Source organism: Cellvibrio sp. QJXJ (assembly GCF_024452345.1).
Lineage (GTDB): Bacteria > Pseudomonadota > Gammaproteobacteria > Pseudomonadales > Cellvibrionaceae > Cellvibrio.
Window position 1 is genome coordinate 17,364 of the sequence record NZ_CP101662.1, and the last position, 11,785, is coordinate 29,148.

Sequence of the window (11,785 nt, forward strand, 5' to 3'; positions counted from 1 at the left end):
GGAGGTGGACGATAGTTCAGTGAGGGATTAGCGCATTAATTGTTTCGCAATTTTTCCGTCTTTCATAATCACCAGGAAATTTTTCTCCGGGTCTGCCACCAAATTGATGTCGGCCAGCGGGTCGCCATCAACCAGTAACAGGTCTGCCAATGCACCCTGTTCGATTACACCCAATTTTCCAGGGTAGGGGTTGCGTGGGCCGGAGAGTGCCAGCAGTTCGGCATTGCCACTGGTGGCCATCATTAATACCTCGGCGGGTGTGTACCAGCGGATCATTTTGGCGAGCTGCGCACCCTGGCGTGCGGTGAGTTTTGCATCGAATAAACTGTCGGTGCCCCAGGCGACCTTGATGTTGTATTTTTTTGCCAAGGCAAATGCAGTGTCGGTACCCTGGGTGACTTGCAATTGTTTCGCCCGATTGGCGGAACCTTCTGGTTGCGGGTTGGCATCTTCATCATCCAGAAAGGGTTGTAAGCTGAGCCACACGCCTTTTTTTGCCGCGAGTTTTGCGGTGGCTTCATCAATTAATTGCGCGTGGTCTATCACTTTTACGCCCGCATTAATGGCGGTTTGAATGGCGCGCGGTGTGTAGGCATGCACGGTGACATAGGTGCCCCAATTTTCTGCAGCATCCACCGCTGCGCGAAATTCCGCCTCGGTATATTGCGCAACATCCAGTGGGTCGTAGTTGGAGGAGACACCACCGCCTGCCGCTAATTTTATTTGCGATGCGCCTAGCATTAATTGTTCGCGGGTGCGGCGTAAAACTTCGTCGGCGCCATCGGCAATCGCGGCACCACCGGTGACTTCTGAATGATGTAAATGGCTGTTGGCGGTGCGCGGTAATTCATTCAGGCTGCGATAATCCGCGTGGCCACTGGTTTGCGAAATCATCGCCCCCGAAGGCCAAATGCGCGGCCCTTCAATCAAACTTTCATCTATCGCCCGTTTGATGCTGAACACTGGCCCGGCCAAATCGCGCACACTGGTAAAACCACGCAGCAATGTATTTTTTGCTTCGCGCGCAGCAATTAAATTCAAATACCCAGGCTCACCGTTTAGCGCCACCTGTAAGTGGTGACGGAGTTTGTGCGGCGGCAGAACCAGTGAAAAAAACACTGCTAATTATTAACGGTATCGCCAGGCTCAAACCTTTTAAAAAAATGAAATCGATTTTGGTTTTAATGTCGGTTTTGGTGTAGCTGTTGCGAACAATCATTGCCATTTTCTCCATAGGACTAAGCACAATATTGATCGATAGATTTTGATAAAAACGCAACGCTTAACAATCTTAGAAACTGGCGCGCTTCCAACCCTCTGCGCCGTTGCACAACAAATACTGCCCTTCGAGCGATACACCTTCGGCATCAAATAAACTGATGGCGAGGGTTTTACACGGCTGTTGATTTTTTTGCGCTGCACTCACCAGCACCACTGTGCCGTTGATTTTGGAATTGGGGTTAAACCAGGTGATGGGGGTGCCCATGCTGTTGTCATTCAGTGCTTGCAGGGCGTGAGTTTCGATGAGGGCCAGATCCTCGTTACCCAGGGTTTGCAAGCGCGATTGGCTAATCTGCCATTGGCCTTGTGCATTTTTGCAAATGGTAAAGCCATAGGTTTCTGTGTTTTTGGGCGCAGTAGAGAAATTTAACAGCGTGCGACGACAGGGAATTCCGGCTTCGGTGTAACTGAGTTTAGGCAGGATTTTTACGCTGAGTTTGGATTGCGGTGCTTGCCATTGGGTGATTTTTTTGTCGGGCGTTTGCTCCAGTACCGTTGCAACTTCCACTTTCAATTGCTGCATGTCGCTGTCAGACAATTGGCTAGGCAGGGTGTTTTTCATAAAGCCGAAATTACTCGCGGCCGCGGGCAGGGCAATGCACCCTAGTAGCACTGCCCCCATCAGCCGGGCAAGGGTTGTGCGCCGCAGGTAAGTGGTGCGGCGAGGTTCGGTAGGTGACTGGATAAATGAAAGTGTGGGTCTTGTTTTCAGCATAAACTCCGTCTCTTGTTAGGGGGATATTTCGGTACTCATCCAGTATGGCGAGCATCTATTGAACGTTTTATTTCAAACACCAAAAATGATAGCCGTCGTCTTTGTGTACTGCGCCTTCAACTTCTTTTTCAAAGCCCGGAAAGCGTTTGCTCCAATCCTGCAGGGCGGTGATGTAACTCAGCCAAGGGCCGTCGAGTGGGCCGAGGTTTTCACCGGGCATGACAATGGGAATACCCGGTGGATAGGGCATGATGCCCACACCGGTAACGCGGTTGGCCGTTTGTACCAGCGGCAGTAACTCCGCCGCACCCGCTTGCAGTTGTTGAAACGCTTTGCGCGGCGTGCAGGCAATTTGTGGCAAGTTGCTAAATGCTTCGGCCTGTAATGCATCCATGTGGCTGGTGCGCATGTAGTTGAACATTTCGGTGGCCAAGTCTTGCAAACCCATGGCGCGGTAGCGGGCGGGGGCTAAATCCACCAAGTCTGGTAATACCTGCTCCAGCAGAGTGTTGTTGTCGTAGTGGCGTTTGAAGGCGAGCAGCACGTTGATCAGGGTGCCCCACTTGCCTTTGGTAATGCCGATGCTGAACAGGCAGAGCACCATAAAATCGGTGGTGCGCGAGGGAATAATATTGTTGCGATAAAGAAACGCGCTTAACACGGGGGCGGGAATGCCCACCGCTTCCATCTGCCCATCCAGCCCCATGCCCGGCACCATAATGCCGGCTTTCATCGGGTCGAGTAGGCACCAATGTTTTTCCAGACCGCCAAAACCGTGCCAGGCCGCGCCTGGTTCCAGTACCCAGCAGCTAGGGTCAGTGGCCAGTTGTTCCGGGTCGGCATCGGCAAAAGCAACCCATTTTCCGCTTTGTGCGTCGCGAATTTCCGGTGAGTTCCAGGGCTGAAAAAACCAATCGCCTTTTTGCGCAAACTCCCGGTGCGCCCGTGCCAGCGCCTGACGGAAATCCACTGCTTCGCGAATCACATCCTGCGTCAGGCTATAGCCGCTGCTGCCCTCCATCATCGCTGCGCCAATTTCATTAGAGGCAAACAGTGTATAGAGCGGCGATGTTGTCGCCTGAATCACAAACGATTCATTAAAGCGGCTGTGTTCGATAGGGTTGCGGCCATTGCGCACATGAATATAGGAGGATTGCGACAGCGCCGCGAGCAGCTTGTGAGTGGAGTGGGTGGCAAAAACAGTGGGCGCCGGTTCGGTGTGGTCGCGCGGGTCGCCACGCATGGCATAGCGGCCTTCGTACATAGGGTTGAAGCGCGCATAGCCATACCAGGCTTCATCAAAATGAATACGGTCTACCGACTGCGCGAGCACCGCCTCGGCGCGGGCGGCATCCAGGCACATGCCGTCGTAGGTACAGTTGGTGACTACGGCGTAGACGGGTTTGTCGCTGCTGGCCTGCGCGTGCAGCGGGTGCTGCTGAATCGCTTGGGCTATGGCCTGGGGGTTGAACCTATCGGCCGGGATTGGCCCAATGATGCCATAGCGATTGCGGGTGGGTGTGAAATACACCGGAATACCGCCTGACAATACCAGCCCTTGTTCGATGGATTTGTGGCAATTGCGATCGCACAGGGCAAACTGGTTTTCACCGACGCAGGCCATAAAAATGGCGCGATTGGAGCCGGAGGTGCCATTGAGTACCGCGTAGGATTCATGGGCACCAAATACCCGTGCGGCAAATTTTTCCGATGCCTCTACCGGGCCGGTATGGTCGAGCACCGAACCGAGGCTGCCGCGCTCTATGCCGCCGTCGGTGCGAAATAAATTCTCGCCAAAAAAATCAAAAAATACCCGGCCTACTGCTGACTTGGTAAAAGCAATCCCGCCTTGGTGGCCGGGCGCTGCCCAGGAGTGTTCGTCTTTTTGGCTGTAGCGCAACAGGGCGTCGGTAAAGGGAGGTAAGAGGTTGTCCAGGTAGCGATCCACCGCAGCCAGCGCACGGCCCACGATAAAGGGGGCGGTGTCCTCCAGTGTCCATACAAATTCATCGGCCAGCTCCATGGCTTCCACGGTCAGGGTTTGTTTGGCGGCGCGATCCGCCATTAAAAAGATGGGCACATTGGCGTTGCGTTGGCGAATGGTGCGCAGTAGCTCCATCACTTCAGCATGGCTCTCCGCTTCGTTGTCGCCCAGGGTCCAATCCACAAAAATGCAGTGAAAACCCGCATCCGAAATAATGGCTGCATGGCCGTCATCATAGGAGCGCGCCTGCACCAGCTCTACTTGCCGCTGTTGGAATTCGCTCACCAAATCATGCAAGGCACGGCCGCGCGTGCTATCCAAATTAGCCAGCTGATCTTCAACCACCAGCACATGGCGTTTAAAGGTTTTGTTGGTGCGACCGATCATAGCCAAACTCCTTTCATTCCAACGGCACTCAGGTGATGTTCCTGTGTTGCGGCGGTGTTATCGCACATTCAGTGTCAGTACGTCGCCCGCCCTCTAAAAGTTGAGTGTGGATGAAAATTAACTTACTGCAATGAAACCGGCTGAAAAACTCTGGGGATTGTGGCTGTGCGTGGGCAAAAAAAAAGCGGTGCCAAAAGGCACCGCTGCAAGGCGTGAACCCCTAAGGGGTTAGGCGTGGTTCACGTTAGTGGTGATTACCCTCGGGTTCGGCGATACCCAGCCAGGTAAATTTGTTGGGTACAAAATCCAACTGGATGCTATCTGTCACATTTAATGAATCCAGATCCACCTGTTTAATTTGGTTGGCGATTGGATCGCTCACATAAATATGGTGGCCCGGTGTGATTGCCAGTTCAAAGCGGCTGCCCGTGGGCAGGGCGGCGATGTTGCTGGTGATCACTTGCAGGCGATCCACCACGGCCCAATCATGGGTGTGAATAACGGTCAGGCCGCCTTGGTTGTCCAGAATCACAAACAGTTCACCGGCATCGGCAAAACCATAGGCCAGTGCAGTGGGTGGTGTAGCAAGGCTGGTGTCCAACCAGTTAATGGCGGTGATGCTGGCGGCCGTTGTATCCAGTGCAAAAAATTGCCCTGCTGCTATGCCCACAAACTGCTCTAGCGCTTCATCGCCCAGCACTGTGCCAATGCGGGTAGTGCCGGTAAAACTGGTGGGGTTGGTAATTTTTGCGGCAGTAAAGTTGTCGCCATTTTGGGTGATAACTAACACACCGTCAGTGCAACCAAAGGCGATTTGATTTTCATTTTGTGCGCTGCCGTGCAAACCGGGGCAGGTTTCGGTAAATATTTCTTGCTCAGTAAATACACCTGCTTCTGCTTTATAAACTGCAACGCGATCGGGCAGTGTGCTTTCTGTTGCGGCATCGCGCACCGTGGAAATTAAATAATCACCGCGCCCTTGTGCAGCACCGTGCATGTGAGTGGTGTATTGCAAACGCGTGCCCGCCGTGTTGTTGGCGATATCGCTTTCGGTATACACAGCAACGCTCGCTGGTGTGGCAGTGGTGGCATTGCCATCGTAAAAAATAACCGATTGGGTGTGGTTGCCGGTGAAGTGGGTTGGGCGCGAACCATTCGCGTTAAAACTCATTTGCATCGGTGCTTCAATCACGTCGTCTTTGTGGTCGCCGTGATCTTCTTGCGACAAGCCGCTGTCAATCACATTCACCAAATCCGCTGTGCGTTGAATAACATAACCGTAGCGATAACTTGGGCTGGCGTAAATCGCACTGGGCGCTTCGGTGAAGGTAAATTCCTCCAGCAATTGTTTTTCTTTAATGTCGATGATGCTGACTTTGGCTTGGTCTTTTGCGCTGATCAGCAAACGGCCTTGCGTCAGCTCATCGTCGTGATCATGGTCGTCGTCATGGTCATGATCGTCTTCGATGGGCACGGGGTCGCGCTCAACTATTTTGGTGTCGCTGCCACCACAGCCGCCCAACAAGGCGGCGATCATGATTAGCGTTAGGCTGGAAACGGCGTTCTTTTTCATCATTTAAATTGCCCTTTTAAATATTCATCTGTAAATAAAAACTAATGGTAAAAGCTGTCCCGTCACGCCCGCATTAGCGGGCATGCTTGAGTTCAAGCCAGTGGTTTAGGAAGCGTGAGCGCTAAAAACTACCGCTCACACCCAGCGCAAAGGAGCGTGCGGGCAGTGGAGCTTTGTCTTTAAGGAATGACGCATGGACGCGCGCGTATTCGTCGGTGAGGTTGTTACCTTTCACATAAATTTTTAAGCCGTCACTCAGCGCATAACTCACTTGCATATCCACCAGGGTGTAAGCGTCGGTGGTGGTTTCAAATGAATCGATGTTGTCCTGTTCAAAATAGTGTTGGCCGCTTAATTCTGCGCGCCAGTTACCCATTTCATATTCCGCACGCGCGCCCACACGCAGTGGTGGAATACGCGGTAAATCGCCGCCATCCACTAATTGCGCGCGAATGTAATCGCTGGTGAGGCTGAGTTTTAACGGCGCGGTTAATTGCCACACAAATTCGGTTTCAAAACCGTAAAGTTCGGCATCGCGCGCTTGATAAATAAATACCGGCAATTCGCTGCTGTGATCGTGCGCGTCTTCATCGCCGTGATCATGTTCATGGCCACTTTCACGGGTTAAACCGGTGTCTGCGAGGTAGTAATAATTGTCGATGCGGTTGTAAAAGGCGTTAAGGATAAAACCAAAATCGCCTTCAAATTTGCGCAGGGAAATATCGATGTTGTTAGAGGTTTCCAATTCCAAATCGGAGCGCGCCAAATCAAAATGAAATTCGCCGTCTTCATCATTCACTAATTGCAACAGCGCACCCACTTCGTACAAACCGGAACCAATATGTGGGCCGAAGGATAATAATTCGGCAGCAGAGGGCGTGCGCTCAGCGTGGGTATAAGAAACACCGATGTTGTAACCGGGAGTGAAATCCCACACCACACCCGCTGATGCACTAAAAGGCGTTGCTTCCTGGTCGATGGAAAATACGCGCAGGTATTCTTGCGCGTGATCATCTTCATCGGCGTGATCGTGTTCATTCAGATCAACCTGCAAATTATCCGCCGTAATTTTTACCTGCTCGATACGTGCACCGAGCTGCACTAACACATCGCCAAAGTGACGCTCTTCCATCAAACCGAGCGCGAGCGTTCCGGTTTCGCTCGGCGGTGTGAATGCCTCTTCGCCGATCGCTTCAAAATCGCTGTGTTTGTAATGCAGGCTTAACGCACCGCGCCATTCAGCGATGGGGTGATGGAATAATTCCCAGCGTGCCTCTGCAGTTTCGTTGCGGAAGGTTGTTCCCACTTCACCGTTTTCGATTTCGCTGTGCTCGTAATCAGTAAAACCAAAACGCGTATTGCTGGCGCTAAAAAACTCGTGATCCAGATTCAACTCGCTCAAAAACTGAATGCGATGTTGTTTCACATCGGCGTACACATCCACTTCTTCGTCGCCACCGTGACCATGACCAGGAATACCGTATTGGCGATCCAACAAACCGTAGGACAGGCCAACAAATCCTTCATCCATTACCTGACTGACACCAGCATTAAAACCCTTGGCTTCGCTCCAGGAGTTGGCAAGGCGATCATCGCTGTGCTCGTCGTGGCCTTCTTCTTCATGTTCTTCGTGGGTTTCTACTTCTGCAGCACCGGGGATTTTGTAGTTATCCGCCTCGCGCCAGAAACCATCCAAATGCAAACCCATGCTGCCCATGCCGGTATTGCCACTGGCAGAGACGAGTTTGTCATCGGCGACGGAATCCTGCTGCAAGCGCCACTCACCAAAGGTGTCGGTGCTTTGTGGAACGCGGTCATCCACCACATTCACTACCCCGCCAATGGCGCCACTGCCGTAAAACAACGTCGCCGGGCCACGCAGAATTTCAATTTGGCGCGCGGTAGAGGCTTCCGCCGCGACTGCATGGTCGGGACCAACACGGGAGGCATCGCCCGCATCCAAACCATTTTGGGTGACCAATACCCGTGGGCCTTCCAAGCCGCGAATAATCGGGCTGCTGGCCACCGGGCCGTAATAGCTGGAATGCACACCCACTTCATGTTTCAGGGTTTCACCCAAGGTAGATGACTGGCGCTCGCGCAACGTCTCGCCGCCGAGCACATTCACCGGCTGGGCCGATTCCATATTGGACGCATGCCAGGGCAGGCCCACCACATTCACAATTTCCAGCGTGGTGCTGGTAAGTACCAGCTCCACCGGGCCATCGTCCTCATGCACATGCAAAGTTCTGTGGGTGTAGTCGGGCGCACGCACATGCAGCTCGACGTGTTTATCCTTCACCTGCGGTAACTGAAACTCACCGCGCTCATTCGCAGTAGTACGGATTTTGGTACCCACCACCTCAACCGTCGCCCCCGCAATCGGCATCCCCGACGGGTCACGCACCACACCTTCAACTTGCGCTAAGGCCGAACCACTTGCCGCCGCCAGCGCCAACCACAAAAGGGATTTGTTCATCGTCATAACATCCTCACCAACATCAGAAAGCCATCAACCCAGCGCTATATACTGAGTCTCTCAAATTTTGAGTGATGTTATACTATAACAATTTGATGAGGCAACCTTTAATGCTGGGGCATAAAACCAAAAAGCCACCGCGAGGGTGGCTTTTTGGTTTTATTTACTGCAGCAGTGCTGATGTTAGAACTTAAACTTCACACCCACATCGATAGTGCGTTCAGTACCCACGTAGATACCTTGGCGCAGGCTGGCGATGTAGTTTTCATCGGTCAGGTTTTTGGCGCTGGCGCTGATGCTCAGGTCTTTGCTGAATTCATAGATAGCATTCAAATCCACCAATGTGTAGCTGTCGATTTGGCCGGTGAAGAAACCTGAGGTGCTTTCGGTGATCGGCTTGGTATTTTGCACGTCGGTGTATTGCTCACCGGTGTGGTGCAAGCTGATTGCGGTGCGCAGTTTTCCGGTTTTGTATTCCAGGCTCAGGTTGGTTACCCACTCAGGAACATAGGTCACACGGTTGCCATCGGGGGTGGTGATATTGCCGTTGGCATCGCGGCGTGCGCCGACAAACTCTGCATCCGGGATATAGGTGGCGCTTGAGTTCAGGCTAAAACCAGCACCCAAATCCCAGCCCAGTGCCGCTTCAAGACCTTGGTGCAGAGTTTCACCGCCATTGGTGCGTTGGAACTGGCTGTTGGAGTTGGCGGGGATGATCTGGTTGTCGAATTCCATGCGGAAGAAGGTTAACTCGTAGTTCACCTTGTCGCGCGCGCCGCGCAGGCCAGCCTCAACGTTGACTGAGCGCTCGGCATCCAACTTCTGGTCTTCCAAACCATTCAATGCATCGCCATTCAGTGCGGGTGAGAAGGCCTCATAAACACTGGCGAAACCTTGCAAGGCGCTGTTGATTTGGTAGGTGGCACCTAAACCGGGCAGCACTTCGGTGTTGGAGGTGTCCGCTTCGTTGTTGGTGGCGGCGCGTTTGTTTTTAGTGGTTTGTTCGTAACTTTCTACGCGCAGACCTGCGGTAACCGCTAACCGTTCAGTGACCACAAAACGGTTTTGCGCATACAGCGCCAGGCTATCGGCAGATTCAACCTGGTCTTTGTTAATGGTGCCGGTGCGCGGAGTGGCGCGGGTGGCGCCGACGGTCACGTCATCCATGGATTCGTTCATCAAACGCACACCAAATTCAGTTTCGTTGGCGATGCCAAACAACTGATGTTGCAGTTTCAGGCGGCTATCTACACCAAAACGTTCGAAGCTGCGGTTGTAACCGTTGAGCGTGTCCAAATACACCCACTGGCCGGCAGCAACTGAGGCAGTATTGTTGGTGTTGTAACGCCAGTAATCGCGATAGGTTTCGCTGCCAAACACCAGGGTAGTGAGTTTGGTTGTGGCGTTGATGTCCCATTCATGGTTGATGTCCACACCACGGCGGCCGCTGATGAGGTAATCATCCGGTGCGGGGTTTTCATCCACACCATCTTTGTATTGCTGCAGGAACAGACCGCGATAGGAAATGTTGGCTTCGCTGTCGTAATCGCTGACTTTTACGCTCAACCACTGGTCGTCGCCCAGTGCCATACCGGTTTTTACCATCACGTCGGTCATGTCGTAGCCTTTATCCATAAAACCGTCGCTGCTGGCGCGGGTGATAAAGGCGCCAAACTGCGCTTCTTGCGATGGGCTGGAACCGCCCACTTCTAAGGTGGCTTCACGGCTGTTAAATGAACCGGCGCGAGCTTCTAACTGCACACCATCCTTGGGTTGTTTGGTGATGTAGTTGATCACGCCGCCGATGGTGCTTGGGCCATAGCGCAGTGAGGCGGCACCTTTCAATACTTCAATGCTTTCCATGCGCTGGATGCGTGGGTTGTAGTAGCGGCCATTGCCCACAAACAGGCCAGGTGCTACGGGTACGCCGTCTTCCAGAATCAGGGTTTTGTAATCCGCAGAGCTGAGGCCGCGAATACCAATATTGGCCACAATCGCGCTTTCTTCTTCCGGTTTGATGGCGACGCCGGGGACAGCGCGCAGGGCTTCTTCGGTCGAGCGCGGTTGGCGCAGTTCCAGTGTTTCTTCGGTGACAATCGCGACCGAACCGGGTTGGCGCTCAGCATCACCCAGTTCCGTTCCTACCACCACCACTTTCGGCAGGGCTTTGGTTTCAGCAATAGCAGGCAATGCCATGAAAGCACCACCACTCAAGGCCAGCGCAATACCCATGGCCAATGGCTTTTGTAAAAGATTAACTGCGCGCGCAGCCGGTAGAGCAGAGTGACGCATGTGAAGTTCCTTGGGTTGTTTAAGTGATTAGTAGTGGTTTGAAATTGGGTGTCTATGCATTCTGGCGACTGATTATTGCAATCAATTGCGTACAGCATAGTTTTTCAGGTGCGCCACTATAACAAATAGGAACCATTTACATCAAGGGTATATTGATACCTCGATCGCCTGGGGTGATTATTCGTGGGCGAGTTCGGCATGGATAATCTTGTCGGTAGCAGATGAATTAATCCAAGGTGGGGGCCAAGACTGACCTTAAATTTGTGCAAACCAAGTGTCATTTACGACTTGTTTGTATTAAGGTCGATTCCAAAAAGTGCCTTAAGATTTTCTGTCTGTCACCTCGAGTCTTATTTGTCATGCTAAAAAATACAATAATTTCCCTTTTGTTACTCATGTCAATTGCTGCCTGCGCAGAGCAACAACAGCCCCAGCCGGTTAATTTGATTGACGATAAATTAAGTCAATTTAACAATATTTATGACTACGGCAGTGCCCAGGTCAACGCGGGTGAGTTGATTCTTAGCTCTACCGATAACTGGTTTTTCACCACCAAAAAAACCTATAAGAATTTTATTCTGACGGCTGAAGTCTTGATGCCTGATGTGAGTGAATACAGTAATTCCGGCATCATGTTTCGCGGTCAGATTAAAACTGATAATAATCGCCAGCAAGCGATGGGTTATCAGGCAGAAGTGGACCCGAGTGAACGTAAGTGGAGTGGCGGTTTGTATGATCAGGCGCGGCGTGAATGGTTGCATCCCGTACATGCAACACGCTCCTTCCCCGATGCCGATTTTGAAAAAAATTACCTGGGTGCATGGACCACTGAAATGGCAAACGCCTATCGCCATTTGCAATGGAACCAGTACCGCATTGAATGCCGTGGTAGTGATATTAAAATTTATCTCAACGGTGTGCTCACTACTCACGTCAAAGATAATAAAGACACCCAGGGTTTTATTGGCTTGCAGCACCACGGCAGTGAATTGCTGAAAACCACTGGCACTACCAATAACATCGTTCGCTTTCGCAATCTATTTATCACTGAACTGGAATAAATTTTGTCTACGT

General features: G+C 52.2%; 7 protein-coding genes. 1 reads left to right on the plus strand and 6 read right to left on the minus strand.

Annotated features, from left to right (window positions below):
- Positions 1 to 27: 27 nt before the first annotated feature.
- The 6 genes from NNX04_RS00080 to NNX04_RS00105 form a co-directional block, all read right to left on the minus strand.
- Positions 28 to 1,041, minus strand: a complete 1,014-nt coding sequence (locus tag NNX04_RS00080; protein WP_261947077.1) for a metal-dependent hydrolase family protein — start codon at positions 1,039 to 1,041, stop codon at positions 28 to 30.
- A 250-nt stretch (positions 1,042 to 1,291) separates the two neighbouring features.
- A complete protein-coding gene (locus NNX04_RS00085; protein WP_261947078.1) occupies positions 1,292 to 1,996 on the minus strand; it encodes a hypothetical protein in 705 nt (234 codons plus the stop codon).
- Positions 1,997 to 2,063: 67 nt separating this feature from the next.
- On the minus strand, positions 2,064 to 4,367 hold the full coding sequence (locus NNX04_RS00090; RefSeq protein WP_261947079.1) for an Orn/Lys/Arg decarboxylase N-terminal domain-containing protein: 2,304 nt from the start codon (positions 4,365 to 4,367) through the stop codon (positions 2,064 to 2,066).
- A 244-nt stretch (positions 4,368 to 4,611) separates the two neighbouring features.
- Positions 4,612 to 5,943, minus strand: coding sequence for a 5-methyltetrahydrofolate--homocysteine methyltransferase (locus tag NNX04_RS00095; protein WP_261947080.1), 1,332 nt, complete (start codon positions 5,941 to 5,943; stop codon positions 4,612 to 4,614).
- A gap of 118 nt (positions 5,944 to 6,061) precedes the next feature.
- The gene (locus NNX04_RS00100; protein ID WP_261947081.1) at positions 6,062 to 8,419 is read right to left on the minus strand and encodes a TonB-dependent receptor; all 2,358 of its coding nucleotides are present in this window, start codon (positions 8,417 to 8,419) and stop codon (positions 6,062 to 6,064) included.
- A gap of 183 nt (positions 8,420 to 8,602) precedes the next feature.
- The gene (locus tag NNX04_RS00105; RefSeq protein ID WP_261947082.1) at positions 8,603 to 10,711 is read right to left on the minus strand and encodes a TonB-dependent receptor family protein; all 2,109 of its coding nucleotides are present in this window, start codon (positions 10,709 to 10,711) and stop codon (positions 8,603 to 8,605) included.
- 395 nt (positions 10,712 to 11,106) lie between these two features.
- Between NNX04_RS00105 and NNX04_RS00110 the strand changes: the two genes are divergently transcribed.
- Positions 11,107 to 11,772, plus strand: a complete 666-nt coding sequence (locus tag NNX04_RS00110; RefSeq protein WP_261947083.1) for a 3-keto-disaccharide hydrolase — start codon at positions 11,107 to 11,109, stop codon at positions 11,770 to 11,772.
- Positions 11,773 to 11,785 lie beyond the last annotated feature (13 nt).

Excerpts from the sequence above, each read along its gene's own strand:
- NNX04_RS00110 (WP_261947083.1), top strand. The coding sequence starts at position 11,107 with ATGTCAATTGCTGCCTGCGCAGAGCAACAACAGCCCCAGCCGGTTAAT.
- NNX04_RS00090 (WP_261947079.1), bottom strand. The coding sequence starts at position 4,367 with ATGATCGGTCGCACCAACAAAACCTTTAAACGCCATGTGCTGGTGGTT.
- NNX04_RS00105 (WP_261947082.1), bottom strand. The coding sequence starts at position 10,711 with ATGCGTCACTCTGCTCTACCGGCTGCGCGCGCAGTTAATCTTTTACAA.
- NNX04_RS00085 (WP_261947078.1), bottom strand. The coding sequence starts at position 1,996 with ATGCTGAAAACAAGACCCACACTTTCATTTATCCAGTCACCTACCGAA.
- NNX04_RS00095 (WP_261947080.1), bottom strand. The coding sequence starts at position 5,943 with ATGATGAAAAAGAACGCCGTTTCCAGCCTAACGCTAATCATGATCGCC.
- NNX04_RS00100 (WP_261947081.1), bottom strand. The coding sequence starts at position 8,419 with ATGAACAAATCCCTTTTGTGGTTGGCGCTGGCGGCGGCAAGTGGTTCG.